The organism is Streptomyces sp. NPDC057249 (genome assembly GCF_042669245.1).
Taxonomy (GTDB): Bacteria; Actinomycetota; Actinomycetes; order Streptomycetales; family Streptomycetaceae; genus Streptomyces.
The window spans coordinates 17,541-44,535 of sequence record NZ_JBHUXS010000013.1 but is presented as its reverse complement, the minus strand read 5'-3'; the positions used below and the strand labels follow the sequence as shown (position 1 = coordinate 44,535).

24 protein-coding genes and 1 pseudogene are annotated in these 26,995 nt (G+C 71.5%); 12 read left to right on the top strand and 13 right to left on the bottom strand.

Features of this window, described 5'->3' with window-relative positions; translation table 11 throughout:
* The first annotated feature begins 73 nt into the window (after positions 1–73).
* Positions 74–586: a CGNR zinc finger domain-containing protein gene (locus ACFUJY_RS23475; RefSeq protein ID WP_383302827.1), complete on the top strand. Its 513-nt coding sequence runs from the start codon at positions 74–76 to the stop codon at positions 584–586.
* A gap of 13 nt (positions 587–599) precedes the next feature.
* Here ACFUJY_RS23475 and ACFUJY_RS23470 read toward each other — a convergent pair whose 3' ends face one another.
* Entirely contained in the window at positions 600–1,943 is a 1,344-nt protein-coding gene (locus tag ACFUJY_RS23470) for a UDP-glucose dehydrogenase family protein (protein WP_383302825.1), read from the bottom strand.
* Between the two features lie 176 nt (positions 1,944–2,119).
* Here ACFUJY_RS23470 and ACFUJY_RS23465 point away from each other — a divergent pair, with 176 nt between their 5' ends.
* The gene (locus ACFUJY_RS23465; protein WP_073968504.1) at positions 2,120–3,277 is read left to right on the top strand and encodes an acyl-CoA dehydrogenase family protein; all 1,158 of its coding nucleotides are present in this window, start codon (positions 2,120–2,122) and stop codon (positions 3,275–3,277) included.
* A gap of 126 nt (positions 3,278–3,403) precedes the next feature.
* Positions 3,404–5,008, top strand: coding sequence for a serine/threonine-protein kinase (locus ACFUJY_RS23460; protein WP_383302823.1), 1,605 nt, complete (start codon positions 3,404–3,406; stop codon positions 5,006–5,008).
* A 2-nt stretch (positions 5,009–5,010) separates the two neighbouring features.
* Here ACFUJY_RS23460 and ACFUJY_RS23455 read toward each other — a convergent pair whose 3' ends face one another.
* From ACFUJY_RS23455 to ACFUJY_RS23445, 3 genes and pseudogenes are all read right to left on the bottom strand, one after another.
* A complete protein-coding gene (locus tag ACFUJY_RS23455; RefSeq protein WP_383303204.1) occupies positions 5,011–5,655 on the bottom strand; it encodes a DNA alkylation repair protein in 645 nt (214 codons plus the stop codon).
* A gap of 23 nt (positions 5,656–5,678) precedes the next feature.
* Positions 5,679–6,218 (bottom strand): annotated as a pseudogene (locus tag ACFUJY_RS23450) (hypothetical protein); the annotation flags it as partial.
* Entirely contained in the window at positions 6,190–7,062 is an 873-nt protein-coding gene (locus ACFUJY_RS23445) for a helix-turn-helix domain-containing protein (protein WP_383302821.1), read from the bottom strand. The gene ACFUJY_RS23445 and the pseudogene ACFUJY_RS23450, both read right to left, overlap by 29 nt.
* Before the next feature lie 385 nt (positions 7,063–7,447).
* Between ACFUJY_RS23445 and ACFUJY_RS23440 the strand changes: the two genes are divergently transcribed.
* From ACFUJY_RS23440 to ACFUJY_RS23425, 4 genes are read left to right on the top strand one after another with little or no spacing between them, the layout of a single operon-like run.
* On the top strand, positions 7,448–8,302 hold the full coding sequence (locus ACFUJY_RS23440; protein WP_383302819.1) for a helix-turn-helix domain-containing protein: 855 nt from the start codon (positions 7,448–7,450) through the stop codon (positions 8,300–8,302).
* The gene (locus ACFUJY_RS23435; protein ID WP_383302817.1) at positions 8,299–8,511 is read left to right on the top strand and encodes a DUF397 domain-containing protein; all 213 of its coding nucleotides are present in this window, start codon (positions 8,299–8,301) and stop codon (positions 8,509–8,511) included. The genes ACFUJY_RS23440 and ACFUJY_RS23435 overlap by 4 nt, the downstream gene beginning before the upstream one ends.
* Complete coding sequence (locus ACFUJY_RS23430; protein WP_383302815.1) at positions 8,508–8,966, top strand: hypothetical protein; 459 nt, start codon at positions 8,508–8,510, stop codon at positions 8,964–8,966. Before ACFUJY_RS23435 ends, ACFUJY_RS23430 begins: the two co-directional genes overlap by 4 nt.
* On the top strand, positions 8,959–9,456 hold the full coding sequence (locus ACFUJY_RS23425) for a hypothetical protein (RefSeq protein WP_383302814.1): 498 nt from the start codon (positions 8,959–8,961) through the stop codon (positions 9,454–9,456). The genes ACFUJY_RS23430 and ACFUJY_RS23425 overlap by 8 nt, the downstream gene beginning before the upstream one ends.
* On the opposite strand, the gene ACFUJY_RS23420 is transcribed toward ACFUJY_RS23425, so the two are convergent.
* A complete protein-coding gene (locus tag ACFUJY_RS23420; RefSeq protein ID WP_383302811.1) occupies positions 9,443–10,744 on the bottom strand; it encodes an LCP family protein in 1,302 nt (433 codons plus the stop codon). The two genes, ACFUJY_RS23425 and ACFUJY_RS23420, sit on opposite strands and share 14 nt — an antisense overlap.
* A gap of 119 nt (positions 10,745–10,863) precedes the next feature.
* Between ACFUJY_RS23420 and ACFUJY_RS23415 the strand changes: the two genes are divergently transcribed.
* Entirely contained in the window at positions 10,864–11,412 is a 549-nt protein-coding gene (locus tag ACFUJY_RS23415) for an acyl-CoA thioesterase (protein WP_093708548.1), read from the top strand.
* A 107-nt stretch (positions 11,413–11,519) separates the two neighbouring features.
* Here ACFUJY_RS23415 and ACFUJY_RS23410 read toward each other — a convergent pair whose 3' ends face one another.
* Positions 11,520–12,887 (bottom strand): LCP family protein, encoded by a 1,368-nt coding sequence (locus tag ACFUJY_RS23410; protein WP_383303201.1) that lies wholly within the window; start codon positions 12,885–12,887, stop codon positions 11,520–11,522.
* A gap of 277 nt (positions 12,888–13,164) precedes the next feature.
* On the opposite strand from ACFUJY_RS23410, the gene ACFUJY_RS23405 reads away from it, so the two are divergent.
* Positions 13,165–14,196: a glycosyltransferase family 2 protein gene (locus tag ACFUJY_RS23405; protein ID WP_383302808.1), complete on the top strand. Its 1,032-nt coding sequence runs from the start codon at positions 13,165–13,167 to the stop codon at positions 14,194–14,196.
* 63 nt (positions 14,197–14,259) lie between these two features.
* Here ACFUJY_RS23405 and ACFUJY_RS23400 read toward each other — a convergent pair whose 3' ends face one another.
* The 4 genes from ACFUJY_RS23400 to ACFUJY_RS23385 form a co-directional block, all read right to left on the bottom strand.
* Complete coding sequence (locus ACFUJY_RS23400; RefSeq protein WP_383302807.1) at positions 14,260–15,729, bottom strand: LCP family protein; 1,470 nt, start codon at positions 15,727–15,729, stop codon at positions 14,260–14,262.
* 268 nt (positions 15,730–15,997) lie between these two features.
* Positions 15,998–17,710 carry an LCP family protein gene (locus ACFUJY_RS23395; RefSeq protein WP_383302804.1) on the bottom strand — a complete coding sequence of 571 codons (1,713 nt, stop codon included), beginning with the start codon at positions 17,708–17,710 and terminating at the stop codon, positions 15,998–16,000.
* Between the two features lie 256 nt (positions 17,711–17,966).
* Positions 17,967–19,241 (bottom strand): LCP family protein, encoded by a 1,275-nt coding sequence (locus tag ACFUJY_RS23390; RefSeq protein ID WP_383302802.1) that lies wholly within the window; start codon positions 19,239–19,241, stop codon positions 17,967–17,969.
* Between the two features lie 204 nt (positions 19,242–19,445).
* Positions 19,446–20,195 (bottom strand): TIGR03089 family protein, encoded by a 750-nt coding sequence (locus ACFUJY_RS23385; RefSeq protein ID WP_383302799.1) that lies wholly within the window; start codon positions 20,193–20,195, stop codon positions 19,446–19,448.
* A 239-nt stretch (positions 20,196–20,434) separates the two neighbouring features.
* On the opposite strand from ACFUJY_RS23385, the gene ACFUJY_RS23380 reads away from it, so the two are divergent.
* Together ACFUJY_RS23380 and ACFUJY_RS23375 are read left to right on the top strand one after the other, a co-directional pair.
* Entirely contained in the window at positions 20,435–21,526 is a 1,092-nt protein-coding gene (locus ACFUJY_RS23380) for a sugar phosphate nucleotidyltransferase (protein WP_383302797.1), read from the top strand.
* A 91-nt stretch (positions 21,527–21,617) separates the two neighbouring features.
* Positions 21,618–22,601 (top strand): DNA-3-methyladenine glycosylase family protein, encoded by a 984-nt coding sequence (locus ACFUJY_RS23375; protein WP_383302795.1) that lies wholly within the window; start codon positions 21,618–21,620, stop codon positions 22,599–22,601.
* A 308-nt stretch (positions 22,602–22,909) separates the two neighbouring features.
* Here the strand turns inward: ACFUJY_RS23375 and ACFUJY_RS23370 are convergent, their stop codons facing one another.
* The 3 genes from ACFUJY_RS23370 to ACFUJY_RS23360 form a co-directional block, all read right to left on the bottom strand.
* Positions 22,910–24,217, bottom strand: coding sequence for a coenzyme F420-0:L-glutamate ligase (locus tag ACFUJY_RS23370; RefSeq protein ID WP_383302792.1), 1,308 nt, complete (start codon positions 24,215–24,217; stop codon positions 22,910–22,912).
* On the bottom strand, positions 24,214–25,170 hold the full coding sequence (cofD, locus tag ACFUJY_RS23365; protein WP_383302789.1) for a 2-phospho-L-lactate transferase: 957 nt from the start codon (positions 25,168–25,170) through the stop codon (positions 24,214–24,216). The genes ACFUJY_RS23370 and cofD overlap by 4 nt, the downstream gene beginning before the upstream one ends.
* Before the next feature lie 116 nt (positions 25,171–25,286).
* Positions 25,287–25,781 (bottom strand): cysteine dioxygenase, encoded by a 495-nt coding sequence (locus tag ACFUJY_RS23360; protein ID WP_383302787.1) that lies wholly within the window; start codon positions 25,779–25,781, stop codon positions 25,287–25,289.
* A 711-nt stretch (positions 25,782–26,492) separates the two neighbouring features.
* On the opposite strand from ACFUJY_RS23360, the gene ACFUJY_RS23355 reads away from it, so the two are divergent.
* Positions 26,493–26,756, top strand: coding sequence for a WhiB family transcriptional regulator (locus ACFUJY_RS23355; protein WP_383302784.1), 264 nt, complete (start codon positions 26,493–26,495; stop codon positions 26,754–26,756).
* Positions 26,757–26,995: the final 239 nt, after the last annotated feature.

The following is a 26,995-nucleotide window of genomic DNA, read 5'->3' as shown; positions in this document are numbered from 1 at the left end:
GGCGGTTACCGTTTGATGGGTCCAACCGGTAACCGTGACCGCATGCTCTCGCATCGGGGGTAACGTCGCAACCATGAATGAGAGGGATTCCGCGCCCGGCGGACTCGCGCTGGTCGAAGCGCTGGTCAACAGCCTGAACGTCGAGACCGGCGCGGACAGCCTCGACACGGCGGAGGGACGCGCCGCCTTCGCCCTCGCGGAGCCGGACGTGCCGGCGGCGCGCGTGCTCCGCGAGGCCCTGCGCGCGGTCTGCCTGGTCCACGCGGGCCACCGCCCGGACGACGACGACCCGTCGCGCCTGCTGGAGCGGCTGCTCGCCGAGGCGCCGCTGCGGGTCACCGTGGACGCGGCGGGCGGGGCGGCGCTCCGCCCGGTGGAGGCTCCGCCCGGGCTGACCGCACGGATCGCCGCCGCCATCGCCGCCGCGTCGGCCGACGGGACCTGGGCCAGGCTCAAGGCGTGCGAGGCGGCGGACTGCCGCTGGGCCTACTACGACCGCAGCCCGGCGGGGCGCCGCCGCTGGTGCTCGATGTCGGTGTGCGGCGCCCGCGCCAAGATGCGTACGTACCGCGCGAGGCGCGGCTGAGAAGCGGTGCGGGTCAGGCGGTCGGGCGGCCCATCGCGCGGAAGGTCCAGCCGGCCTCGCGCCACGCGGCGGGGTCGAGCGCGTTGCGCCCGTCGAGGATGATCCGGTGGCCCGCGACCGCGCCCAGCGCCGCCGCGTCCAGCTCGCGGAACTCGCGCCACTCCGTCAGGTGCAGCACGACGTCCGCGCCGCGCACCGCGTCGAGCGCGCTCTCCGCGTAACCGAGGGTGGGGAAGACGCGGCGGGCGTTCTCCATGCCCTTCGGGTCGAAGACGGTGACCTGGCCGCCCTGGAGGTGGATCTGGCCGGCCACGTTGAGCGCGGGCGAGTCGCGTACGTCGTCCGAGTCGGGCTTGAAGGTGGCGCCCAGCACGGCGACCCGCTTGCCGAGGAAGGAGCCGCCGCCCACGGCCTCGCGGGCCAGCTCGACCATGTGGCCCCGGCGGCGCATGTTGATCGAGTCGACCTCGCGCAGGAACGTCAGCGCCTGGTCGGCGCCCAGCTCACCGGCGCGGGCCATGAAGGCGCGGATGTCCTTGGGCAGGCAGCCGCCGCCGAAGCCGATGCCGGCCCGCAGGAACTTCCTTCCGATGCGCTCGTCGTGGCCGATGGCTTCGGCCAGCTTCGCGACGTCGCCGTCGGCGGCCTCGCAGACCTCGGCCATGGCGTTGATGAACGAGATCTTGGTGGCCAGGAAGGAGTTGGCGGCCGTCTTCACCAGTTCGGCGGTCGGGTAGTCCGTCACGACGAACGGGGAGCCCTCCGCGACCGGGACGGCGTACACCTCGCGCAGCACCTTCTCGGCCCGCTCGCCCGCCACGCCGACGACGATCCGGTCCGGGTGCAGCGTGTCGTCCACCGCGAAGCCCTCGCGCAGGAACTCCGGGTTCCACGCCAGCTCGGCGTCGGCGCCCACGGGGGCCAGCTCCGCGAGGCGGGCGGCGAGGCGGGCGGCGGAGCCGACGGGCACGGTGGACTTGCCGACGACGAGGACGGGGCGGGTCAGGAGCGGGGCCAGCGAGTCGAAGGCGCTCTCGACGTAGGTCATGTCGCAGGCGTACTCGCCGTGCTTCTGGGGAGTGTTGGTGCAGACGAAGTGCACGTCGCCGAAGTCGGCGACCTCTTCCCAGGAGGTGGTGAACCGCAGCCGTCCGGTGGAGCCCTCGATGCCCGCGACGTGCCGCTGGAGCATCTCCTCCAGGCCCGGTTCGTACATCGGGACCCGGCCGGCGGACAGCATCTCGATCTTCTCGGGCACCACGTCGAGGCCCAGGACCTCGAAGCCGAGTTCCGCCATGGCCGCGGCGTGCGTGGCGCCCAGATAGCCGGTGCCGATCACGGTGATCCTGAGGGCCATGCAGTCCTCCTGTGAGGTGCGGACAGAGATGCGGTGCACGAGCATAGTCCCGCCCGTGAAGGCTCCCCTTTCCGGCTGTCGCGCAGCTCACGGCCCGAGCGCGTATGCCGGGGGAGGGTCGAACACCTAAAATTGGGTTACTTAACGGTAGTTAGCACCCTGGGAGTGTGAGCGTCTTGGCGGGTTCGACCGATTTCGACCTGTACCGTCCGGCTGAGGAGCACGAGATGCTCCGTGAGACGGTGCGTGCGCTCGCCGAGGCGAAGATCGCCCCGTTCGCGGCCGCGGTCGACGAGGAGGCCCGCTTCCCGCAGGAGGCGCTGGACGCCCTCACCGCCGCCGATCTGCACGCGGTCCACGTACCGGAGGAGTACGGCGGCGCCGGCGCCGACGCGCTCGCCACGGTCATCGTGATCGAGGAGGTGGCCCGCGCCTGCGTGTCCTCCTCCCTGATCCCGGCCGTCAACAAGCTCGGCTCGCTCCCGGTCGTCCTGTCCGGCTCCGAGGCCCTGAAGAAGAAGTACCTGGGCCCGCTGGCCAAGGGCGACGGCATGTTCTCGTACTGCCTCTCCGAGCCGGACGCGGGGTCCGACGCGGCCGGCATGAAGACCCGCGCCGTGCGCGACGGCGACTTCTGGGTCCTCAACGGCGTGAAGCGCTGGATCACCAACGCGGGCGTCTCCGAGTACTACACGGTCATGGCCGTCACGGACCCGGAGAAGCGCTCCAAGGGCATCTCGGCCTTCGTCGTGGAGAAGTCCGACGAGGGCGTCTCCTTCGGTGCCCCGGAGAAGAAGCTCGGCATCAAGGGCTCCCCGACCCGCGAGGTCTACTTCGACAACGTCCGCATCCCCGCCGACCGCATGATCGGCGAGGAGGGCACCGGCTTCGCCACCGCGATGAAGACCCTGGACCACACCCGCATCACCATCGCGGCCCAGGCCCTCGGCGTCGCCCAGGGCGCGCTGGACTACGCCAAGGGGTACGTCCAGGAGCGCAAGCAGTTCGGCAAGCCGATCGCGGACTTCCAGGGCGTCCAGTTCATGCTCGCCGACATGGCCATGAAGCTGGAGGCCGCCCGCCAGCTCACGTACTCGGCCGCCGCCAAGTCCGAGCGCGTCGACGCCGACCTCACGTTCTTCGGCGCCGCCGCCAAGTGCTTCGCCTCCGACGTCGCGATGGAGATCACCACGGACGCGGTCCAGCTCCTCGGCGGCTACGGCTACACGCGGGACTACCCGGTGGAGCGGATGATGCGCGACGCCAAGATCACCCAGATTTATGAGGGCACGAACCAAGTTCAGCGGATCGTGATGGCGCGGAACCTGCCGTAACAAGGCCCCGGCGCAGCCCCCGGCCACGCCGCCGGGGGCTGTCGCATGCGTGCGCTGATCAACTCGCGTCGGGCCGTTGTTAGGCTGCGGTCGTTGGCCAGTGCATCACAGTGGGGGAGCGGGCCGATGGACGTGACGGATGTCTTCGAGCCACTTCAGGCGACCGACCCGGCCGAAGTGGCGGGCTACCGGCTCGCCGCCCGCCTCGGTGCGGGCGGCATGGGCCGGGTCTACCTCTCGCACACCGAGGACGGCCGGGCCGTGGCGGTCAAGGTCGTACGGCCGGAGCTGGCGGACGACCCGGACTTCAGGAGGCGGTTCGGCCGGGAGGTCCGGGCGGCCCGGCGGGTGCGCGGCACCTACACGGCCGAGCTGATCGACGCCGACGCGGAGGGCGCGCCGCCCTGGCTGGCCACGCTGTACGTGCCCGGTCCGTCGCTCGCCCAGGCGGTTGCCCGTCAGGGCCCCCTGCCGGCGCCCGCCCTGCTGTCGCTGATGGCGGGGATGGCGGAGGCGCTTCAGGCCATCCACGCCGAAGGCATCGTGCACCGGGACCTGAAGCCGTCCAACGTGCTGCTGGCCGCCGACGGGCCGCGCGTGATCGACTTCGGCATCGCCCTCGCCACCGACGGAACGTCGTACACCACGACGGGGCACCCGATCGGCACCCCCTCGTACATGGCCCCGGAGCAGGCTTCCGGGGAGGGCGCCACGGCGGCGAGCGACGTCTTCGCCCTGGCCCAGACGGCGGCGTTCGCGGCGCTGGGCAAGCCGCTCTACGGAGACGGCCCCGGCGTCTACGTGCTGTACCGGATCATCCACTCCGAGCCCGACCTGACCCTGCTGCCCGAGGCCCTGCGGCCGCTGTTCGCCCGGTGCCTGGCCACCGACCCGGCCGAGCGGCCCGCCCCCGCGGAGATCGCGGAATGGTGCCGGGAGCGGCTGGCCGCGGAGGCCGACGCGGACGGGGCGCACGCCGTGTGGCGGGAGATCACCGGCCCGGAAGTCACTGTTCCGGCCCCGGTGCCCGAGTCCACCCTGGTGCGGTCGGACCCGTGGGCCGCGCCGCCGCCCCGGCCCGCGGACCCGGCCGAGCGCGGGGCCCGCAGGCGACGCGTCGCGCTGGTGTCGGCCGTCGGGGTGGTGAGCGCGCTGCTGGTCCTCGGCCTGGCCTGGCGGGCGATGGGGCCCATGGGCGGGGGAGAGCACCGGAACGACGCGGGGGCGTCCGAGTCGGCCACCCCGTCGTCGGGGGCGCGGAAGACGACGCCGGAGTCGCAGGGGCCCTCGTCGGAGGGCGAGGCCGCCGAGGCGCTGACCGCGCCGAGCCCGTCGCCCTCGCCCCGGGAGCCGCAGGCGGAGCCGTACGCCCCGATCTCGGTGGACGCGAAGCACTCGATAGACCTCGCGAATCCGTACAAGAAGCTGGACGGCGACTCGGGGGACATCCGCTTCAGCTGCAAGTCGACCGGTTGCGAACTGACGAGCGACACGAGCGTCTTCATGCCGATGTCCGGCAAGGCGGGCGCCACGCTCGACGAGTGCCGCCTGTTCCTCCCGCACAGCAAGATCCGCAGCCTTCCGCTGGCCGGCTCGGCGAGCGGGAGCGAGATCTGCGTCATGAACGACTCGGGAGACATCGCGCTGTACGTGATCACGACGAAGTCGACCGCGATACCCGACCTCGCGTTCGTCATGGGCGACCTGACGGTCTGGCGCGACGCGCTCTAGCGTTACGCCTCGCCCTTGCGCCGCACCATCTCCCCGATCCACACCGGGGCGTACGGCGACGTGCACCCCCGGGGCGTCGGGTAGTCCTTGAGCACGCTCAGCCGCTCGCCGATGTCCAGCGCGCGGGCGCGGTGCTCCGGGTGCTCGATGCCGATCCGGGCGAGGCAGGTGTTCATGGCCCACTGGAGGCGGTCGGGGGCGTCCCGCATCTCCGCCTCGATGACGTCGAGCAGCGCGTCCAGGTCGAGGCCGTCGGGCTTCTTCACGACCCGGTCGGCGGTCAACGCCCACCCGGCGCTCGCGACGACCGGATCGGCATCCTCCGTCCAGGCGAGGCGCAGCTCCTCCGCGTACGGGCTCTTCTTCACCACGTAGCCCACCAGCCAGTCGTGCACCTTCGGTGCCCGCGCCTCGCGCAGCATCCGGTCCAGCTCGTCCCGCGCGTACGCCTTCGGCCGGCAGACCAGCAACGCGACGAGCCGCGCGGCGGTGTCGTCGCTCTCCCACAGCTCGACGGCCAGCTCGTGCCGCTTCCCCAGCCGCTTGGCGAGGGCGCGCAGCTTGGTGAGGTTCACCCCGTGGTCGTCGCCATGCCGCGCGTTGACGGCGCGCGCCTTGGGGTCGTCCAGCGCGGCGAGCTCGGCCATGACGTCGGTGGCGGTGGGATCGGTCACGGGGTGCGGAACACCTCTTCGGCGGAGGAGGCCGTGGTGGCGCGCTGGAGCCAACGGTGCAGGAGCTGGGGGTCGGTGCAGGTGGCGATCTTCTCGCGGTCCGCGTCGGCGAGGGCGATGCCGCGTACCCCGAGAAGCAGCAGGAGACCTTCCGCCCGGCCTTCTGCCCGGCCTTCCGCCCGGCCCTCGTCCCGGATCTCCTCCGACATGGCGGACTTGTAGAAAGAAGTGTCCACGGCCACCAGGTTCCTCCACTGTTGTGCGACCGGACGACTGCCCAGGCCTTGAGCTGTGAGTTCGACGATGGGGTCGGTGATGTCCTCGGGCGCGTCCCGCAGTGCTGCGGACAGCGTTTTCAGTATGGCACCGACGTCGGGATTGTCGGCATGTGTGATGGCTGCGAGGGTGGCCAGGGCGAGGTCTTTGCGGGCTTCCGCGACGTTCTTGATGACGGGCATGTTGTGAGGCCCGGCGACGAGTGGGCTGAGAGTGAGCGTCTGCCAGGGCTTACGGCTGTGCGTTACGGCAGTCGCGGCAGGCGCCCGGCTCCGGCGCACGGAAGGCTCTGTTGCAGTCGTCGCAGTTCTGGAGCGGGATGACGGTGGGCGGCGCGGACGGGGCCGGGAGCGGGGGTGGCAGGAGGGCCGTGATCCGGTGGCGGAGGAGGCGGGCCGGGTGGGCGAGGGGTGCCGGGAGGTCTGCGGTGAGGGCCCGGCGGATGGCGTCGGGGTGCGCGTCGCGCTCCAGCCAGGCTGCCACCCCCGGGGTGAGGGTGGCGATGTCCGCCTCGGAGAGCGTCAGCACGGGCGCGTGGCGGCGGAGGTCCGCGAGGAGCAGGGCGGCGGTCCGGTGGAGGGCGTTGGTGGGGATGGCGGGCCGGGGGAGTGGCCATGGCGCGGGTTGCGGCCGCCGGGGCGGAGGCGCTGGGGCGGCGGTGCGGTCGTCCGGCTCGGCGGGCGGCGGAGTCGTGGCGCGCGGGGCGGTGTACGGCTCCGGGGGTGCCAGGGGCGTGGCGTACGGCCGGTTGTGCGACTCCGTACGCGTGCGTACGCGGCCGTCCCGCAGGCGTACACGGATGCGGCGCAGGTAACCCGCTTCCTCCAGCTCGCGCAGCGCGGCGGCGATCCGCATCTCGCTCTCCGGGAAGCGCGCGGCGAGCACCTTGACGCCGATCTTCGCGCCCTCGGGCAGTGACTGGATGTGGACGGCGAGCCCGATCGCGAGGAGGGAGAGGTCTCCGTGCTGCGCGAGGTGGTTGCCGATGACCGTGAAGCCGGACGTGTGGCGGGCGTTGACGTGGATGACACCGGAGGTCGGTGTGACGTCGCCGGGGGAACCGGGCGGGGCGCACGGGGGCGCGATAGCCTGCTGGGCAGTCATCGGGAAGGGGCCTATCTTCCTCGGTGGTCAGGCCCTGCCCGGGATTCGCTGTCCCGGTCGGGGCCGACTCGTGTCTGGGGTGGGTGCCGCGAGCATATGCCCGACAACCGACCCCAAATCCAGCTCAGTTGGCATTTGTCACCCGCGCGAGTGATTGGCGTTCGGACGGGGTTCGGGTGGGGTGAGGTTGGGTTCTTTCCCGAGGTTCTTTCAAAGCATGTGACGTCGTGGCGCACCGGGTCGCGGAAACCCGCGACCCGGTGGGCCACGTCCCGGTGCGGTGAGTGTCCGGCGCTTGTCCGGCGTTGTCCCGGCTGTCCGGCGTGACGTATGGGGACGTCAGCGGTTGAAGAAGAACGGCACGCACGTCGGAAGTGGGGTACGGATGAGCGCCAACAACGAGACGGACGAGCACGGTTGGGACGTCGATCCCGAGGACGAGTCGGGCGCGGCGGTGGTCGCCGCCGTGGGCCGCCAGCTCAAGGCGTGGCGCGAGGCGGCGGGGATGCGGGCGGCGGAGTTCGGAGTACTGATCGGGTACGGGGAGGACCTGATCTACAAGGTCGAGGGCGGCAGGCGCATCCCCCGGCCCGAGTACCTGGACAAGTCGGATGACCTCTTGGGCGCGCACGGCAAGATCGCGGTGATGAAGCAGGACTTGGCGACGGTGCGGTACCCGAAGAAGGTTCGGGATTTGGCGAAGATGGAGGCTCGGGCCGTGGAGGTGGCGGTGTATGCCGAGCATGGCATTCATGGCCTCTTGCAGACGGAGGGGCACGCTCGGGCCCTCCTGGAGACCCGGCAGCCGTCCTATTCGTGCGATGAGGTCGAGCGCGGGGTCGCGGCCCGAATGGCGCGTCGTGCGATCTTCGATCGCACGCCGGCCCCGACGCTCAGCTTTGTCCTGGAAGAGGCTGCGCTGCGCCGGCCTATCGGCGGCAGAGCGGAATGGCGAAGGCAGTCGGAGCGCCTGCTCGTCATTGCGCACATGAGGAACGTGTCCTTGCAGATCATGCCGCTCAACTGCGAGACACATCCTGGGTTGGACGGTGGGATCGAGGTGTTGAAGTTCGGTGACGGCACGGCAGTCGGTCGCTCATGGGGCGCCTTCAACGGACGCCCAGTCACTGACCCGAAACAGCTCCGAATCCTGGAACTGAGGTATGGCATGATCCGAGCCCAGGCCCTTACGCCAGCGGAGTCACTGGCCTTGATCAAGCAAGTGCTGGGAGAGACATGACCGACAACCCCTCTGCCGGGAACGCTTCTGCGATGAACTGGTTCAAGAGCAGCTACAGCGACAGCAGCAGCGGCAACAACTGCATCGAGGTTGCCGCCACGTCCGGCACCGTCCTCGTCCGGGACTCCAAGGACATCCACCGCGCCCACCTCGCCCACGCCCCGCATGCCTGGGCCGCCTTCGTCACCTACGCCGCCCATACCGCGTGACGCACCCCCGCCTGCCCACCACCGAGGCCGCCGTCACCGCCGTACGGGAAGTCGCCCAGGCGTACGACCTGGAGGTGACGGTCACCGACGACATCGGGGCCGACCGGACCTCGCGGCGGGAGGCCGCCGGGGCGTTCGCCGTGACCGACGCCGACGGGTCCCTGCCGCACGAGGCGTTCGTGGAGCTGGGCGGGGCCCCGGCCGTCACCGTGCAGGTGTTCCCGGAGGACGACGCGCGGATCACCGTCGACGGGGTGGTCTTCGAGGACGTGCCCAGGGACTCCGTGCCCGCGTTCCTGCGGTCCGTGTACAGCGGCACGGCGTACGTGAAGGGCCGGCTGTTCCCGCCGGGGCAGTGGCTCGTCGTGCCGCTGCCCGGGGACGAGACGTACAAGGAGCTGGTGCCGCACGCCCTGCTCAGCCCCTGGCTGTCCCGCAACTTCCGCAATGGCTGAGGACATGGACCGGCTCGCCCGGCTCTTCGACGCCCTCGGGGCCGAGGACGCCGAGGGGTGGGCCGAGTCCGAGGCCGAGGAGGGGCTGCCGCAGCTGGCCCGGTACCGGTTCCTGCGCATGGTGTGGCAGGACATCGACGCCTGGAGCACCACCGCGTCCGACTGGGTCGCCGCCTACCGCGCGGCGGGCGCGGCCGGCGGTGCCGTCGAGCGCGCCGTGGCCCTCGGGCTCACCGCCGACGAGCTGGGCGAGATCGCCCGCGAGGTGGCCAGGGAGACCGCGTTCGCCCTGCTCCAGGGGCTGGACGACCCGGCACGGGGCGACGAGCCGGACGAGGTGGCGGGGCGGCTGCCCGGGTGGGCGCTCGCGGAGCTGTCCGCGCGCGCCGAGCCCACCGGGCGCGTCCTCGGCGCCCTGCACGAGGACCTGAACGAGACCGAACCGCAGACCCCGACCAGCCGCGGAACCGCGCCCCTCAGTTCTCCGTGACCGTGACCTTCTCGTCGTTCTTCAGCTGCTCCACCAGCTTCTTCACCTTCGCCTTGTCCCAGGCGAGGTTGGACCCCAGGTTGCCCGCGATCGGCATGTTCATCGACGTGCCCTCGCCGCCGGTGACGCCCTTCATCGCGAAGAACATCTTGCCGAGCGACCAGAGCGACATGTCCTTGTCCACGATCAGCGTGTCCAGGCCGGCGCCCATCGTCGGGTACAGCTTGAACGGGTTGACGATCGTGGAGAAGGTCGCCGTCTGGCTCGCCAGGGCCGCCAGGAACTTCTGCTGGTTCTTCGTGCGGTCCAGGTCCGAGGTGAAGGCGTGGCGGGTGCGGACGAAGGCCAGGGCCTCCTGGCCGTTCAGGGTCTGCTTGCCGGCCTGGAAGTCGGCGCCCGACCACTTGTCCTTGAACGCCTTCGGGATGTCCAGCTCCACCCCGCCGATCGCGTCCACGACCTTGGCGAAGCCGCCGAAGCCGATCTCGACGTAGTGGTCGATGTGCAGGCCGGTGTTGTACTCGACCGTACGGACCAGCAGCTCCGGCCCGTCCGAGGCGTACGCGGCGTTCAGCTTCGTCGTCTTGCCCGTGGCCGGGTACTTCTTACCGGACTCGGAACCGACGAACGACGGGATCTCGACGTTCGAGTCACGCGGCAGCGAGACCAGCGTCGGGCCGTTGTCGCCGGTGTGCAGGATCATCATCGAGTCGGTCCGCTTGCCGTCGGCCGAACCCGTGTGGAGCCGCTTCTTGTCCTCGGACGTCATGCCCTCGCGGCTGTCCGAGCCGACGATCAGGTAGTTCGTCCCCTTGCCCGCCTCCGGCCGCTCGATGACCTTCGACAGGTCGACGGCGCGGTTCAGCTTGGAGTCGGCCCAGAAGTACGTGCCGACGGAGACGCCGAGCAGCGCGACGACCAGGACCAGCGCGCCGATCTTGATCCGGCGGCCCCAGTTGGGCGCGGGTCTGGGGCGGCCCTGGGCCGGGCCCCGGTCGCCGCCGCCGGAGCCGGGGCCGTGGCCGCCGCTGCCGGAGCCGTAGACCTGGCCCGTGTTGTACCCGCTGTCGTAACCCTCGTCGTACTGCGGGTAGCCGCTGTCGTAGCCCGAGGGCTGCTGCGGCACCGGGCGCTGCCTCGGCGGCGCGGGGCGCTGCTGCGGCGGGGCCGGGCGGCGCTGGACGTGCGGCATCGAGCGGGCGCTCTCGGGCCGCTCGCTCGCGCTGCCCTGCCCGTAGCGGTTGCCGCTGCGGTTGTCGTCGGTCCAGCCCTCGGGCCAATCGTTCATACGGACCAGTGTGCAGGCCGGGGCCGTGCCTCTTACAGGGCGGGAGGAAAATCGCACCAGGGCTGTTGCGAAGCTGATGCATTGCGACGCCGTTCCGGCCCCCGCATAAGGTGGAGGGCATGACAGATCAGGCTCCGCGCCCGGAGAGCGACATTCCGGCCAAGCCCACCGCGGCCTCCCGTACCACCCTCAGCCACATCATGACCGGCAGCGACACCAATCTGCTGGGTACGGTGCACGGCGGCGTGATCATGAAGCTGGTCGACGACGCGGCGGGCGCCGTGGCCGGCCGGCACTCCGGCGGGCCCGCCGTCACGGCCTCGATGGACGAGATGGTCTTCCTGGAGCCGGTCCGCGTCGGCGACCTCGTGCACGTACGCGCCCAGGTCAACTGGACCGGCCGCTCCTCCATGGAGGTCGGGGTCCGGGTCATGGCCGAGCGCTGGAACGAGTCGACGCCGGCGACCCAGGTCGGCAGCGCATACCTGGTGTTCGCTGCGGTCGACGCGGACGGCCGGCCCCGCCCCGTACCGCAGGTCGTCCCGGAGACCGAGCGCGACAAGCGGCGTTACCAGGAGGCGCAGATCCGCCGTACGCACCGCCTGGCGCGGCGGCGCGCGATCAGGGAGCTCCGCGAGAAGCGGATCGCCGAGGGCATCGAGGACTGACGGCGCGAGGCGACCGGTGGGCGCGGGCTCACCCCCTGAACGGTTCCGTCCTTAAACGCCGGACGGGCTGGGATGGCCGAGCGCCGGACGGGCCGGGATCGCCCGCCTCATGCGCACGCCACCTCGTCCCCCTTCACCGCGCCGAACCTCCCGGGCTCCGGCTCCTCCGCGTGGACCCGCGCGACCGTGTGGTGGTCGGTGCCCGCGGTCACCCGCATCGTCGCCCCCTGCCCCGGCACCGCCCGCAGCTCGGCGCCCGGCAGTGCCGCCGCCAGCGTCTTCGCGGACCGGTCCCAGCGCGGGTCGTACGTGACCAGGGTGCGCTTCAGGTCGTGCTGTGGTGCGGTGAGCGGCGCCCGGGTCGTGTCGAAGCCGGTGGCGTGGAGCGCGGCGTCGACCTCGGAACCGAGGCCGTCCTTCGCGGTGCCGTTGTAGACCTGGACGCGGATCTGCCGCGGCGGGACGTCCACCTTCTTCGCGGGGGTCTTCTCGGCGGGCCGGGCGGCGGTCAGGGGTTTGTCCTCGCGCAGGGCGGTGAACAGCTGCTTCGACTTGACCGGGTCCCACTTCACCGTGGAACCGATGCCCTTGACCTGGTACGCGACATCGCCCATCGGGACCGAGGCGAATTCGGACGAGGCCGCCGAGAACCCCCGCATCGCCCGGCCGATGGAGAGCATCTGCTCCGTGTCGAAGCCCCGGTCGGCCCGTACGGACTTGAGCATGGTCGAGGCGACCTCCCGGAACTTCACCGGGTTCAGCAGCACCCCGCTGCTCGTCGCCTGCTTGATCAGCGACGCCATGAACTTCTGCTGGCGCTGCATCCGCCCCAGGTCGGCGGCCCCGTCGATGTGCCGGGACCGTACGTACTGGAGCGCCTGGCCGCCGTCGAGCGTGTGGGGGCCGGGCGCGAGGTCCAGGCCCGTGTAGGAGTCCTTCAGCGGGCGGGTCGTGCAGATCTTCACCCCGCCGAGGGTGTCGACCGTGGTCATGAAGCTGGTGAAGTCGACCTCCAGATAGTGGTCGATCTTGACGCCGGTCATGTGCTCGACGGTGCGCACGGTCAGCGCCGGCCCGCCCTCCGCGTACGCCGCGTTCAGCTTCACCGGGTGCGCCGCGTGCTCCTCGCCGGTCGTACGGTCCCGGTGCGCCGGGATCTCCGCGTAGCTGTCGCGGGGGAGGCTGACGACGCTGGCGCGCTCCTCGTCCGCCGAGAGGTGGACCAGCATGATCGTGTCCGTGCAGTGGCAGGGTTCACCGCCCAGCCGGTACTTCCGCTTCTCGTCCTCGCTGATCTTCTCGCGGCCGTCGGTGCCGACCAGCAGCAGATTCATGCCGCGCCCGCCCGCCGGCCGGTTCTTCATGTCCTTGAACGGGTCGATGCGGTCGATCCCGCTCTCCAGGTTCGTCACGACCGCGTGCCCGATCCCGCCCGCCCCGAGCACCAGGACCGAGAGCCCGGTGGCGACCCGCATGCCCCAGCGCGGCCGCCCGTCCTGCTTTCTCGGCCGCCGGCGCCGCGCGGGCGCGGGGCGGGGCCGGGCGGGACGGGGCGAGCGGTGCGGCGTGGGCACGGGGAGACACCTCCGCGGTGCGAGGGGGACCGTTCGTACGGTAGGCCCGTACGATCCTCATCCCGGGAGGCCGCCCGGCGGCGCGCGCCGCCGTCCCCCATTCGCGGTAACGTGGCGGCCGAATACCGCCTGGTGGGGTACGAGCCCCCGGCGCCCCCGAGGACCACCCGAGGACCACATGTCTGCCGCGCAGCCTCCCGCCGTCTCCGTGATCATGCCGGTGCTCAACGAGGAGCGCCATCTCCGTAACTCCGTACGCCACATCCTGGAGCAGGAGTACGCGGGCGAGATGGAGGTCGTGATCGCGCTCGGCCCCTCCACGGACCGTACGGACGAGATCGCCGCCGAACTGGTCGCGGAGGACCCCCGCGTCCACACCGTGCCGAACCCGACCGGCCGCACCCCCGCCGCCCTCAACGCCGCGATCAAGGCGTCCAGCCATCCGATAGTCGTCCGCGTCGACGGCCACGGGATGCTCTCGCCGAACTACATCGCGACCGCCGTCCGCCTCCTGGAGGAGACGGGCGCGCAGAACGTCGGCGGCATCATGCACGCCGAGGGCGAGAACGCCTGGGAGGACGCCGTCGCGGCGGCCATGACCTCGAAGATCGGCGTCGGCAACGCGGCCTTCCACACCGGCGGCCAGGCCGGCCCCGCCGAGACCGTCTACCTGGGCGTCTTCCGCCGGGAGGCGCTGGAGAAGGCCGACGGGTACAACGTCGAGTTCATCCGCGCGCAGGACTGGGAGCTGAACTTCCGCATCCGCGAGTCCGGCGGCCTGATCTGGTTCTCGCCCGAGCTGCGCGTCCAGTACCGCCCCCGCCCCTCCGTCCGGGCGCTCGCCAAGCAGTACAAGGACTACGGCCGCTGGCGCCATGTCGTCGCCCGCTACCACGCCGGCTCCATCAACCTGCGCTACCTGGCGCCCCCGACCGCCGTCGTCGCCATCGCGGCCGGCCTCGTGGTGGGCGCCGCGGTCACCCCGTGGGCGCTGGTCGTCCCCGGCGGGTACGTCGCGGCGATCGTCGCGGGCTCCCTCCCGGCGGGCAAGGGCCTGTCGCTGAAGGCCCGCGCGCAGATCCCGGTCGCGCTGGCGACCATGCACATGTCCTGGGGCTACGGCTTCCTGACAAGCCCGCGCTCGCTGGCGAGGAAGGTCATCGCGAGCCGCCGCCCGGCGATCGCCGAGCCGGGCGCGCCGGTGGCCTGACCTGCGCGGACAGCGAGAGGGGGCGCCCGGCCGGACCGGGCGCCCCCTCTCGCGTACCGCCTGTCAGCTCTTTCCGTCCCACCGGTAGACGGAGTAGATGTCCATGCACTGACCCTCGTCCGCCGCGTTGAGGTCGTCCGCGCCTTCCGGAAGATCACCCGCCTCGACCTTCGGGGCCTTGTAGACGGTCCCCTCGCGCCAGTCCGCACCGACCACCACGGTCAGCCCGCCGGCCTTCGGGTCGGCCTTGACCGCCGTGGTCGGGAGGCCCAGTGCCTTGGCGACGGACAGGGCGTCCGACTTGCCCTGGTCCCCGTCCTCCTTCGCGTACCGCACCACCGTGTCCTTGCTCGGCTCGGCCGGCTGCGAGGTCTCCGCCTCGGCGAAGCCCTTGCCGTGCAGGATGTCGGCGACCTCGCCGGCCCGCCCGTCCCTGGGGGCCTGGCCGACGCCCGTGCCGTTGAGCACCGAGACGCCCAGCGTCGCGGGGTCCGCCGCGGGGGGCCCGGAGGGCTTGTCGGACGAGGGCTTCTTCTTCTCCTTGCCGTTCTTGTCGAACGCGACGTCCTCGCGGACCAGCCGCCACAGGGCGTCCGCGGACTTCTCGACGGGGACGAGCTTGTTCCGGTCCTGCGACCACTCGGCCGTCGGCATCGTCGTCATGGTGATGCGGTTGATCGGTACGCCCTTGAGCTGCATCGCCAGATCGAACAGCTTCTTGACCGAACGGATCTCGTCGGAGACCTGGAGGGCCTTGGTGGCCGTCTCCGCGAGGTTCATCAGCCGGCCCGCGTCCGACCACAGGTTCTGCTTCTTCAGCGTGCGCAGCATGGAGTTCATGTACATGTGCTGCGCCTTGGCCCGGTTCTGGTCGTTGCCGAACGCGTGCCGGGTACGCAGCCACTTGAGCGCGTCCTCGCCCTGCACCGTGTTCTTCCCCTTCGGCAGCTTGAGACCGGAGCCGCCGGGCACGAGCCGCGTGGGCTTGTCCCACACGCCCGTCTTCACGCAGACCTCCACACCGCCGATCGCGTCCGCCATGGCCACCACGCCCGCGAAGTCGAGCATGATCCAGTGGTCGATGTAGACGCCGGTCAGCTTCTCCCAGGTGGTCAGCGTGCAGCCGGGGCCACCGCGCTGGAGGGACTCGTTGATCGGCCTGTTGTCCGTCGCGGGGTACTCCTGGCCGGTCTCCGAGTCCGTGCACTCGGGGATCGGGAGGATCGTGTCGCGCGGGATGCTGACCAGCGAGGAGTTCTTCCGGTCCGCGGAGATGTGCAGCAGCATCTGGACGTCGGCCCGGGGCTTGTCCCCGACCGTGTCCTTGCTGCCGCCGAGCTTCACGTTCTCCGCGCTGTTCCTGCTGTCCGAGCCGATCAGCAGGATGTTGAGCGGGCTCTGGCCCTCGGCGTTCGGCGCGGCCTTCTTCACACCGCTCTCGCCGCCGCTGCGGGCGCTGCTGCGGATGTTGTTGTTGAGGTGGCGGTAATAGAGGTATCCGGCGGTGGCGGTGCCCAGTATCAGCACCGCCATGGATATCGCTATCCACCGGAACACACGGCGTCTTCGGGACTTCTTCGCAGCCCGCTTACGCGGTTTGGCACGCCGGTGGCCCGCCCGGCCGCCACCCGCCTCGCCCGGCCCGGCGTCCACGGGGTGCGCGCCGTCCCGGTCGCGGACGCCCTCGTCCCCGCCTCTCCGGCGGGAGTGCGTCCGCGACCGCGTCCCCTCCTCAGGCGTGCTGCTCCGTCCCACCAGGACCCCCCTGCTGCTCAGACTCGTACGGCGCGGTGCCGCGGTGTCACTTGGAGCACCCCGCGGATTCGGCGCTGGACTTCGGAATGTCGATCTTCTTCGGCGCCGTGATCGGCGTACCGGCCGCCTGGAAGTCCTTCCCCAGCGTCAGCACCATCGCCTGCAGCCCCTCGGCGTCGGTGGTGCCCGGCTTCATCGCGGAGCTGGGAAGCCCCATCATCGCGGCGAGGGCACGGGCCTGGTCCGCCTGGTTCGGGGCGTACTCCAGCGTCGTCTTGGCGATCTTCTCGGGCGCGTTGGCCTTGTTCGTGGACTTCAGGACGCCCTTGGTGTTCTGCAGCCAGTTGACGGTCTGCTGGGCGCCGCCGCCGACCTCGCCACCGTTGTACACATCGACCCGGACGTCGGCCGGTGCGGCCTTGGTTCCCTTGAGGAGCGCGTCCTGCTTGCTCTTGGCCTTCTTCTTCTGCGCGGCCACCTCGGTGAGCGAGGTGTCGTCGCGCAGCATCGAGAACAGCTGCTCCGCCTGCGTCGGGTGCGGGACGACCGTGACGGGCTTGGGCTCGTCGGGGTTGTCGATCACCGGCATGGTGACGAACGTGATGTTCTTCGTGTCCGTCTTGGTGATCTCCTTGGCGAGCGTGCTGAGCTTCTTCACGTCGCCGATGGCCTTGTCGACGGTCAGGGCCTTGGTCGCCGCGTCAGCCACCTTGAACAGCTTCGTCGGGCTGGTCAGCGTGTCGTCCGACTTGGCCTGCTTGATCATCGAGCCCATGAACTGCTGCTGGCCCTTGATCCGGTCGAGGTCGCTCTCGTTGGAGTAGGCGTGCCGCGTCCGTACGAACGCCAGCGCGTCCTCGCCCTGGACCTTGTTCGGGCCCGCGGGCAGATCGAGGTGGGACTTGGGGTCGTTGATGGCGTGGTCGAGGCAGATGTTGACGCCGCCGACCGCCGTGGACAGGGTCTTCACCGCGTTGAAGTCGACCATCATGAAGTGGTCGATCTTCACCCCGGTCAGCTCCGTGACCGTCTTCATCGTGCAGCCGGGGTCGCGGCCGGCCTCGCCGAGGCTCCGGTTGAACCGGACGTGCTGGACGCCCGGGATGTTCTTCTTGGAGCCGTCCTCCTGCACGGAGGTGCAGTCCGGGATGTCGGTGATGAGGTCGCGCGGGATGCTCATCGCCGTGGCGTTGGTGCGGTCCTCGGAGACGTGGAACAGGATGTTCGTGTCCGCGTGGCCGACGCTGCCCTTGTCGCCGTAGCCCTCGTTGCCCTTACCGGTCCGTTTGTCCGTACCGATGATCAATATGTTGATCGGGGCGTTGGCGGTGACGACGTCCTTGTTGCCGGCGTCGCCGATGTCCACGGTGTTGATGTTGCCGTTGAGGCGCTGGTACAGCCAGTAGCCGCCGGCCGAGACACCCACGAGCACGAACGCCATCACGCCGCCCGTCCACAGCAGCGCCTTCTTCTTGCGCGACTTGGGGGCCTTGCGCTTACGGCGCCCCGGGCCGGCGTCACCGGGTGCGGGGCGCTGCTGGCCGCGCGTGCCGTTCGCCGACCGCCGCCCGCCCTGGCGCGGCACCTCGGTGGCGCGCCTCGGGGAGTCGCCCGCGGGAGTGCGGCGCGGAGGGCTCGACGGCCCGCGCTGGGCCGGAGGGACCGATGACCGGGGGGTGTTCCCTCCGGAGTGGTTCAGTCGCAGTTCGTAATCGCCGGTGTCCGGGTTGAGAACCCACTGGTCTGCGGGATCATCCATGTCTTCCGCCCGCCCACGGCTTTGCGCATCCACGGTTGCTCGAGTCCTCCGTCGGTGCCACGCGAGGCGCCTCCCCCGAAAAGGCGCTCAGTCTTTCTCTCCAGAAGTGCGCGGCCGGACGGCCGGTAGCACCGGATCGCGTCACACTATCCGTCTCATTCGGCGTCCAGCGACGCGCGTGACACATTCCACGGCCCTTACAACCGGGCATTCTTCCCATTGCGCGCGGAATGGTGGTGTCTGTTTGGCCATTGCTTTACCGCTTGCACAGGTCGGTCGCGGCATTGTTCCCCGAATACGTAGGTGTGGGCGACGGCCCCGACGCATCGGCCGGGCCAGGGTTCTTGTCGTCACTCTTGAGCTTGTCGGCGGGCACCACCGCGACCGGCTTGTCGTCGCGCAGCCGCTTGAACAGCTTGTCCGCGTCGGGCTGCACCAGTTCGTCCCGGTTCCTATTGAGGTGGTACGGCTGCCGGGGCACCGTCAGGAACTGCACCTTGTCGGTGGGCACGTCACGCATGCCCCGGACCAGGTCGTAGAGGTCCTTGAGGCTGTCCAGGCCGGGGTCGGTGGTCAGCGCCTTGGTGGCCGCGTCCAGCACCGGGTAGAGCCGCGTCGGGTTGAGCAGGACGCCGTTGCTCTGCACCTTGTTGACGAGCGCCCCCAGGAACTGCTGCTGGCGGTCCATGCGGTCGGTGTCGCTCCCGTTGCCGAGCGACTTCCGGGCGCGGACGTAGCCGAGCGCCTGCTCCCCGTTGAGCTTCTGGCGGCCCGCGTCGAGCTTGAGGTGGGCGTCCTTGTCGTCGACCGGCTCCTTGAGGCAGACCTCCACCCCGTCCACCGCGTCGACCATGTCCTTGAAGCCGTTGAAGTCGATGACCATGTGGTGGTCGATGCGGATGCCCGTCATCTTCTCGACGGTCCGGATCGTGCAGGCCGTCCCGCCCATCTCGAAGGCCCAGTTGAACTGCGCGAACTGCGCCCTGGTGGCGGTCTTGTCGGCCTTGTGGCAGGCCGGGATGTCCACCATCAGGTCGCGCGGAATCGACATCGCGGTCGCGCTCTTCCGGTCCGCCGCCAGGTGCAGCAGGATCGTCGTGTCCGAGCGCTGGCTGCCGCCGTCGTCACGGCCGTACTCGCGGTTGTCGCCGGCCCGGCTGTCCGAGCCGATCAGCAGGATGTTCTCCGCGTCGTGCACGACGGAGACCGGCCGCTCCTTCTCGTACGCCTTCAGCTCGGCCGCCGCCGAGGTGTCCGTCCGGATGTTGCCGTCCAGCTTCTTGTACAGCCACCAGCCGACGCCCGCCGCGACGAGCACGACGAACGAGGCGCCGAGCGCGGTCCAGCGCAGCCAGTGGCGCTTGCGCCGCACGGTGATGTCGAGACCCCCGCCCCCGTCCTGCGGTGGCTCCTCCGGGGCGGGCCCCGGACCGCTGCCGGACCCGCTGCGGGTCTCACCGCCGGGGGCGGCCGCCGCGCCGGGCGTTCCCTCTTTTTCGGGGTCGCCCGGGGTGCCGGCGCTATCGGTCACGTCTGCGTCCATCCTTCACGTTCGGCGGCGCGCTGGGCCGCCGGTCGCAGAAGTAGACGGCTGAACCTCACGCTTGGTTGTGCCTCGGCTGGTCTGTACGGCAGATCATGTACCGGAGTCGATCGCCGACACGGGGGACTCGGCCCACGATGGGCCGGACGGGTGCCCCTCTCGTGCCTCTTGTCATACCGGTCCCGGGTGCTGTCACACCGTCAGCGTGACCCGCTCGCTCTCCACCCGCTGCGCCAGCGCCTCCGCGCCCACCCGGTCGAGGTGGCGGCACAGGACCACCGAACCCCCGGTCGCCAGCGGCGCGTAGAGCCCGGCGCTGAGCCCGTCCCAGGTGTCGTACGGACGCCCCGACAGCAGCCGTGAACCGGCGCCCAGGCCCAGCGCCGCACCGTCCTCGCGCCCCCGCGCCACCAGTTCCGCCGCCGTGAACGCGACCCCGCCCACCGTCAGCGCCGGAGCGTCCGGGTCCACCGGGGCGAACGGCGCGAACCGGTCACCCTGCCCCGGCACCTCCACCGCGTAGTCCGCGAAGCCCTCGGGCGCCTGCGGGAACCGGCCGCCCAACGGGCGCAGCGCCAGGGCGATCCGCTCGCCCCGGCAGGCGCGCGCCGCGTCCAGCGTGTCCGGACCGGAGACGACCAGGTCGGCGGCGGCCGGGTCGCCCCCCACCTCGGCGACCACGCCGACCGAGGCGCACGCCAGCAGCCAGACCGCGGACTGCCAGTGCGCGGGCAGCAGCAGTGCGAGCCGGTCGCCGGGCTCGGCGGCCAGATCGCCCTGGAGCAGATTGGCCGTCTTGGCCACCCAGTTGGCGAAGGTGGCCACCGACAGTTCGACGCGCTCTCCGGTGGCGTCGTCGTAGAAGGTGACCAGGGGGCGGGCCGGGTCCGCGGCGAGCGCGGAACGCAGCAGGTCGGCGGGGGTGCGGTCGCTGGCGTTCATGGGCGGAAGCGTACGCGGCCGGGCCGGCCGGCGACGGGCCCGGCGACAGCCGAGCACACCCGCTCGTCGGACGCGCAACCGAATGCCGGGGAGCGCGTCTCTACAAAGAACCGGGGACCGTCGGAACGCCGTCGTCCCCGCAAGGCCGTTGAGCCCCGCCGTCGGATGGCGGCCCCTGCGGCTGCATACACTGGCCAGCCGTAATACGCCCGGCCCCAGCAGGAAGCGAAGACAGTGCTGTGACAGAGGCAAAAGAAGCGATCCTCCTGGTCGGCGGCAAGGGAACCCGGCTGCGCCCCCTCACGGTGCACACGCCCAAGCCCATGGTTCCGGCGGCGGGCGTCCCCTTCCTCACGCACCAGCTGGCGCGTGCCCGGGCCGCCGGAGTCGAGCACATCGTCCTCGCCACCTCGTACCTGGCCGAGGTCTTCGAGCCGTACTTCGGCGACGGCTCCTCGCTCGGCCTGCACATCGAGTACGTCACCGAGCGCGAACCGCTCGGCACCGGCGGCGCCATCCGCAACGTCGCCCACCGCCTCGCCTCGGGCCCGGACGAACCGGTCCTCATCTTCAACGGCGACATCCTCACCGGGCTCGACATCCGGGCCCTGGTCACCTCGCACGCCGACTCCGGCGCCGACGTCTCCCTCCATCTGACCCGGGTCGAGGACCCGCGCGCCTTCGGCCTCGTGCCGACCGACGGCACCGGCCGCGTCACCGCCTTCCTGGAGAAGCCGCAGACGCCCGAGGAGATCGTCACCGACCAGATCAACGCCGGCGCGTACATCTTCCGCCGCTCGGTCATCGACACCATCCCGGCCGGCCGGCCCGTCTCCGTCGAGCGCGAGACCTTCCCCGGCCTCCTCGCCGACGGCGCCCACCTCCAGGGCATGGTCGACTCCACGTACTGGCTGGATCTCGGCACCCCGCAGGCGTTCATCAGGGGCTCCGCCGACCTGGTGCTCGGCCGCGCGCCCTCCCCGGCCGTGCCGGGCCGCTGCGGCGACAGCCTCGTCCTGCCGAGCGCCTCGGTCGCCTCCGACGCCAAGCTCTCCGGCGGTACGGTCATCGGCGACGGCGCGGTGATCGGCGCGGGCACCCGGATCGACGGCTCCACCGTGCTCGCCGGCGCGGTCGTCGAACCCGGCGCGGTGATCACGGACTCCCTGGTCGGCGAGCGCGCCAGGATCGGCGGCCGTACGGTGCTGGCCGGCGCGGTCGTCGGCGACGGCGCGGAGGTGGGTGCCGACAACGAGCTCCGCGACGGCGTCCGCATCTGGTGCGGGGCGCGCCTGCCGGACGCCTCGGTGCGGTTCTCCTCGGACGAGTGAGCGACCCGGCGACTCCGGCCCGTACGGGGACCGGGTGGCCGAAAATCGCCGTACCCTCGACAGGCAGCCCCGACGACCGAGGACCTCATCCGTGGCAGGACGATTCGCTCCCCGCAACGCCCGGCGCGCGCCCGTCCCGCACCAGGCGGCGGCCACGCCCGTACCGGCGGCGCAGACCCGTGTCTGGACGCCGCCGGGCCCGCTCGACCTGAGGCTCGTCCTCGGCCCGCTGCGCCGGGGCCCCGCCGACCCCACGTTCCGGATGGTCGCCGACGGCTCCGTGCGCCGGGCCAGCCGCACCCCCGAGGGCCCCGGCACGCTGCACGTCGTCGCCCGCGACGGCCGGATCGAGGCGTCCGCCTGGGGGCCCGGCGCGCCCTGGCTGCTGGACCAGCTGCCCACGCTGCTCGGCGCGGGCGACGACCCGTCGGCCTTCACCCCGCGCCACCGCCTCCTCGCCCAGACCCACCACCGCCGCCCCGGACTGCGGCTGCTGCGCACGGGCCTGGTCCTGGAGTCGCTGATCCCGTCGGTCCTGGAGCAGAAGGTCACGACGGACGAGGCGTACCGCGCCTGGCGCCTCCTGGTGCGCCAGTACGGCGAGCCCGCGCCCGGCCCGCAGGAGTACGGCCTCTATGTCATGCCGGACGCCCGCACCTGGTCGCTGATCCCGTCCTGGGACTGGCACCGCGCGGGCGTCGACAGCAAGCGCTCGGCGACGATCCTGCGCACGGTCCGGGTGGCCCGCCGCATGGAGGAGGCGGCTGCCATGGACCTCCCCGACGCGCTGACCCGCCTCCAGGCGGTCCCGGGCATCGGCCCCTGGACGGCGGCGGAGACCCTGCAACGCTCGAACGGCGCGCCGGACGCCGTGACGGTGGGCGACTACCACCTCCCCGGCATCGTCGGCCACGCCCTGGCGGGCAACCGCCACGCGGACGACGAGGAGATGCTGACCCTGCTGACCCCGTACGAGGGCCAACGGCACCGGGCGACCCGCCTCATCCTGCTCTCGGGCGCGACGCCGCCGCGAAGGGCGCCGCGCTTCCAGCCGAGGGACATCGCGCGGCTGTGAAGTCAGCCCGCCTGGCGGTGAAACCAAGCCCGTCCGGCGATTGAGGACGAGGCCCCAGCCACATCAAACCCGCAGACGAGCATCGGGCCGGGCCAAAGCCAAGCGCGCAGACGAGCACGGGGCCGGGCCAGAACCAAGCGCGCAGACGAGCACGGGGCCGGGCCAGAACCAAGCCCGCAGACGAACACGGGGCCGGGCCAGAACCAAGCCCGCAGACGAGCATCGGGCCGGGCCAAAATCAAGCCCGTCCGGCGATTGAGGACCGGGGTCCGGGGCAGAGCCCCGAAACCCCACCGCGCCGCGTCAGCTCAACGCACCACGAGGAAGTCCTCCGCGTCCCGACCGCCCCGCGGCGCGGGCGCCGCCACCGCGTGCCCCACGGCCACCGCCCCCAGCGGGTCCCAGGACTCCGGCAGGCCCAGAACGTCCCGCACCACATCCCGGCAGAACATCGTCGAGGACACCCACGCCGACCCCAGCCGCTCCCCGGCCAGCGCCACCAGGAAGTTCTGGATGCCGGCCCCGGCGGCGACCACGAACATCTCGCGCTCCGCGCCGTCCCGCCGCTCGTCCCCGTAGGTGTGCGAGCCGTCCATGACCATGCACGGCACCACCAGATACGGCGCCCGGCGCAGCACGTCGCCCCGCCGCACCCGCTTGGCGACCGACTCCTCGCTCTTGCCGTCGCGCCGCAGATCCGCGATCCACGCATCCCGCATCGCGTCGAGCAGCCGGGTCCGCGACTCCGGGGACTCCAGCAGGACGAACCGCCACGGCGTCGTGTGGTGCGGCGCCGGCGCGGTCACGGCGGCGGCGACCGCACGCCGCACCGCCCCCGCGTCCACCGGCTCGTCCGTGAACTCGCGCACCGTACGCCGCTGCGTCACCGCCTCCCGGACCGCCTCGGAGGTCCCCAGCCGGAACATGTCGTCGGCCGCGACCCGCACCAACGCGCGGGCGTCCTGCTCGTCCGCGTCCACGACGTGCCCGAGCCCGCGCACCACGGCGACGGGCAGCCCGTCCGTCTTGCCCTTGACCAGGTCACCGGCGGCGGCCAGCTCGTCGGCGGTGGCGATCACGGTCGCGCTCAGCGGATTGCCGTGCGCGTCCCGCCCGCCCCGCAGGTCGTCCAGCACCCGGACTCCCGCCGCCCCGATGGCGACATCGGTCAGCCCGTTGCGCCAGGGCCGCCCGAAGGTGTCCGTGACGAGGACGCCGACGTCGACGCCGAGCGCCGCCCGCAGCCCCTCCCGGATCGCCCGGGCCGAGGCGTCGGGGTCCTCCGGGAGCAGCAGGACCGTTCCGGCGGGGGTGTTCGACGCGTCGACACCGGCCGCCGCCATGACCAGGCCCTGCCGGTTCTCCACGATCCGCAGCGGGCCGCGCCGCGCCACCACCCGTACCGTCTCGGCGTCGATCGCCGCCTCCCGGTCGGGGGCCCGCACGATCCGGCCCTCCGCCTTGGAGACGATCTTCGAGGTGACGAGCAGGACGTCACCGTCGACGAGCCCCGGCCCGGTGGCCGCGATCAGCTTCGCGAGGTCGTCCCCGGGCTGCACCTCGGGCATCCCGGGCAGGGCCCACACCCGGTAGGAGGGGGCGTCGGCCGAGCTCACGCGCGGACCTCCCCGGCGAGGGCGAGCGCCTGCCGCGCCATCTCGGCGGTGGCGGCGACGTCGGTCATCATCAGCGGTACGGACCGGCAGCGGATGCCCGCGGACTCCACCCGCCCGACCGCCGCCGCGTCCACGGTGTCGACCAGCCAGCCGTCGAGCAGCCCGGAGCCGTAGTGCTCGGCGACGGCGGCGGCGGTGGCCTCGACGCCCACCGCCGCGAGGACCTTGTCGGCCATCCCGCGCACCGGCGCGTCACCGACGATGGGGGAGAGGCCGACGACCGGCACGCCGGCCTCGGCGATGGCCTCGCGGATGCCGGGCACGGCGAGGATCGTCCCGACGGAGACGACCGGGTTGGACGGCGGGAAGAGGATGACGTCGGCCTCGGCGATGGCCTCCAGGACACCGGGCGCCGGCTTCGCCTGCTCCGCGCCGACGGGCACGACGGCCCGCGCCGGCACGGCGGCCCGCAGCTTCACCCAGTACTCCTGGAAGTGCACCGCCCGGCTCTCGCCGGCCTCCTCGATCGCCACGTGCGTCTCGACGCGGTCGTCGGTCATCGGGAGCAGCCGGACGCCCGGCTTCCAGCGGGCGCAGAGCGCTTCGGTGACGGCGGAGAGCGGGTAGCCCGCGCCGAGCATCTGCGTACGGACGATGTGCGTCGCGAAATCGCGGTCGCCGAGCCCGAACCACTCGGGGCCCACGCCGTAGGCGGCGAGCTCCTCCTTGACGTGGAACGTCTCGTCGGTGCGGCCCCAGCCCTGCTCCTCGTTGATGCCACCGCCGAGGGTGTACATCACGGTGTCGAGGTCGGGGCAGACCTTGAGCCCGAACAGATGGATGTCGTCACCGGTGTTGCCGATGACCGTGATGTCCGCGTCGGGCGCGGCCTCCTTGAGACCCCGCAGGAAACGAGCACCACCGATACCGCCGGCCAGAACCACAATGCGCATGCAACCAGTCTGTCAGGCGAAGCCTGATCCTTGTGGGGGTGGTGGTGGGCGGCGGGTGGGACTGTCAGGCGAAGCCTGGTCCTTGTGGGGGTGGTGGCGGGCGACGGGTGGGACTGTCAGGCCGTCGCGGCCGCCGGGGCGCACTGCGCCGCGTGCATCGGCATGTCGGTGAGGCCCGGGTAATACACGTGCAGGCTGACGGCCGGTTCCAGGGAGTCGTTGACGACCTCGTGGACGTAGCCGGGCGCGAAGACGCGCTGGGCGCCCGCGCCGAGCGACCGCTTCCCCCGCTCTGTGCGCTCGGTCAGCTCACCGTCGAGCACGGTCAGGACACCGGAGGACGGCCCGTGGTCGTGCAGCCCGCTGCCCTGGTCGGGCACCCAGCTCAGCAGCCAGACCTCGTAGCCGGGTCCTACGCGCAGGCGGTGGTACCAGCGGGTGGTGGCGTCGTACCGGACGAGCGGCGCCCACCGGTCGCGGTCGGCGGCGATGCTACGGGTGAGGCCGACGAACTCCGCGACGGTGGCGGGGTGTTCGGGTGCGGGGCGGAGAAGGTGCTGGACCTCCAGGAGGTCGCCGGCGATCTGGAGGTCGCTGTCGCTGCTGTTCATGGAGCGTGATTCCTCGGCAGGGTGCGAGTGCGGCGGGCGGTGCGAGGGCTCGTCGCGGGGTCCGGGAACCGCGGCCGGGAGGCCGTGTGCGGTGGGCCCCGGGAGCGGGGGCGGACGAGCGGTGCCGGGCCGGAGCGGATGGGCTACGACGGCGTCGGCGGCATCAACAGCTGGGACAGCTGGAACAGCGACAGCGAGCCTGGACAGCGCTGCGGAACCCACGGGCGCGGGTCGCGTACGTCGCTGAGGTCACTGGCATGGCATCAAGGAGAACCGGAGAGCCGCCCGGTGTCAACCCAATGCCCGGTTTGGCGGCAATGTTTCACCTCATCCGGTTACTCCGATCGGAGAAAGGTTTTAGCGGCCCTCACCGGGGACAGGTGGCGCAGCAGTCGTGCCGCCAAACATGGGCGCGACGCCGTGACCCGAATGTGATCTTGGTCGCTTCGGTGATCGAATCGAAACGTGTGCGAGCCCGCGGCGGTTTGTCTCCATGGCGGGTGCGGACGCGGTAGAGCCCATGGCATATGTCAGGTTTTTGGTGATTTGAACACTTAACGCATACGGTTGGTGCCGCAGGGTGAATACCGAGGCCAATAGCAGATCCGGGCTTGACCAGCCAGAGCTACACGCTTGTAATTTCACCCGTGTCGTTCGGCCGATTCGGTAACGGCCGCATCACGGGACGCAAGAGACAGACGAGGGGCGCACATGACCGAGCTGTTCCAGCAACTGCTGGTCGAGGACGCGGACGAAGAGCTCGGCTGGCAGGAGCGCGCGCTGTGCGCCCAGACCGACCCCGAGTCCTTCTTTCCCGAGAAGGGTGGATCGACCCGCGAGGCCAAGAAGGTCTGTCTCGCCTGTGAAGTCCGGTCCGAGTGCCTGGAGTACGCCCTCTCGAAGGACGAGCGGTTCGGCATCTGGGGCGGCCTCTCCGAGCGCGAGCGCCGGCGTCTGAAGAAAGCTGTGATCTGAGCGGGCCGACCGGGCCGACCGGGCCGCCCGGCCCGGCCCACCGCGCACGGACACCGCGGCCCGCCGCCTGCACCCCCGCAGGCGGCGGGCCGTCGCCGTACCCGGGCGGCGCCACCGCCATGCCCGCACCCGCCCGGAACCCGCGCCGGCCGGTACCCCTCCGCGCCCTCGTTCAACCGCTCCGCGCCACCCCGGTTATCCCTACCGTTAGTGTGGGGCCCCGTCCGAGACGCGCCAAC

What these genes read in the sequence shown, in the direction of transcription:
- ACFUJY_RS23475 (WP_383302827.1), top strand. Translation starts at nt 74, where the DNA reads ATGAATGAGAGGGATTCCGCGCCCGGCGGACTCGCGCTGGTCGAAGCG.
- ACFUJY_RS23470 (WP_383302825.1), bottom strand. Translation starts at nt 1,943, where the DNA reads ATGGCCCTCAGGATCACCGTGATCGGCACCGGCTATCTGGGCGCCACG.
- ACFUJY_RS23460 (WP_383302823.1), top strand. Translation starts at nt 3,404, where the DNA reads ATGGACGTGACGGATGTCTTCGAGCCACTTCAGGCGACCGACCCGGCC.
- ACFUJY_RS23455 (WP_383303204.1), bottom strand. Translation starts at nt 5,655, where the DNA reads ATGGCCGAGCTCGCCGCGCTGGACGACCCCAAGGCGCGCGCCGTCAAC.
- ACFUJY_RS23445 (WP_383302821.1), bottom strand. Translation starts at nt 7,062, where the DNA reads ATGACTGCCCAGCAGGCTATCGCGCCCCCGTGCGCCCCGCCCGGTTCC.
- ACFUJY_RS23440 (WP_383302819.1), top strand. Translation starts at nt 7,448, where the DNA reads ATGAGCGCCAACAACGAGACGGACGAGCACGGTTGGGACGTCGATCCC.
- ACFUJY_RS23435 (WP_383302817.1), top strand. Translation starts at nt 8,299, where the DNA reads ATGACCGACAACCCCTCTGCCGGGAACGCTTCTGCGATGAACTGGTTC.
- ACFUJY_RS23425 (WP_383302814.1), top strand. Translation starts at nt 8,959, where the DNA reads ATGGCTGAGGACATGGACCGGCTCGCCCGGCTCTTCGACGCCCTCGGG.
- ACFUJY_RS23420 (WP_383302811.1), bottom strand. Translation starts at nt 10,744, where the DNA reads ATGAACGATTGGCCCGAGGGCTGGACCGACGACAACCGCAGCGGCAAC.
- ACFUJY_RS23415 (WP_093708548.1), top strand. Translation starts at nt 10,864, where the DNA reads ATGACAGATCAGGCTCCGCGCCCGGAGAGCGACATTCCGGCCAAGCCC.
- ACFUJY_RS23410 (WP_383303201.1), bottom strand. Translation starts at nt 12,887, where the DNA reads ATGCGGGTCGCCACCGGGCTCTCGGTCCTGGTGCTCGGGGCGGGCGGG.
- ACFUJY_RS23405 (WP_383302808.1), top strand. Translation starts at nt 13,165, where the DNA reads ATGTCTGCCGCGCAGCCTCCCGCCGTCTCCGTGATCATGCCGGTGCTC.
- ACFUJY_RS23400 (WP_383302807.1), bottom strand. Translation starts at nt 15,729, where the DNA reads ATGGCGGTGCTGATACTGGGCACCGCCACCGCCGGATACCTCTATTAC.
- ACFUJY_RS23395 (WP_383302804.1), bottom strand. Translation starts at nt 17,710, where the DNA reads ATGGATGATCCCGCAGACCAGTGGGTTCTCAACCCGGACACCGGCGAT.
- ACFUJY_RS23385 (WP_383302799.1), bottom strand. Translation starts at nt 20,195, where the DNA reads ATGAACGCCAGCGACCGCACCCCCGCCGACCTGCTGCGTTCCGCGCTC.
- cofD (WP_383302789.1), bottom strand. Translation starts at nt 25,170, where the DNA reads ATGCGCATTGTGGTTCTGGCCGGCGGTATCGGTGGTGCTCGTTTCCTG.
- ACFUJY_RS23360 (WP_383302787.1), bottom strand. Translation starts at nt 25,781, where the DNA reads ATGAACAGCAGCGACAGCGACCTCCAGATCGCCGGCGACCTCCTGGAG.
- ACFUJY_RS23355 (WP_383302784.1), top strand. Translation starts at nt 26,493, where the DNA reads ATGACCGAGCTGTTCCAGCAACTGCTGGTCGAGGACGCGGACGAAGAG.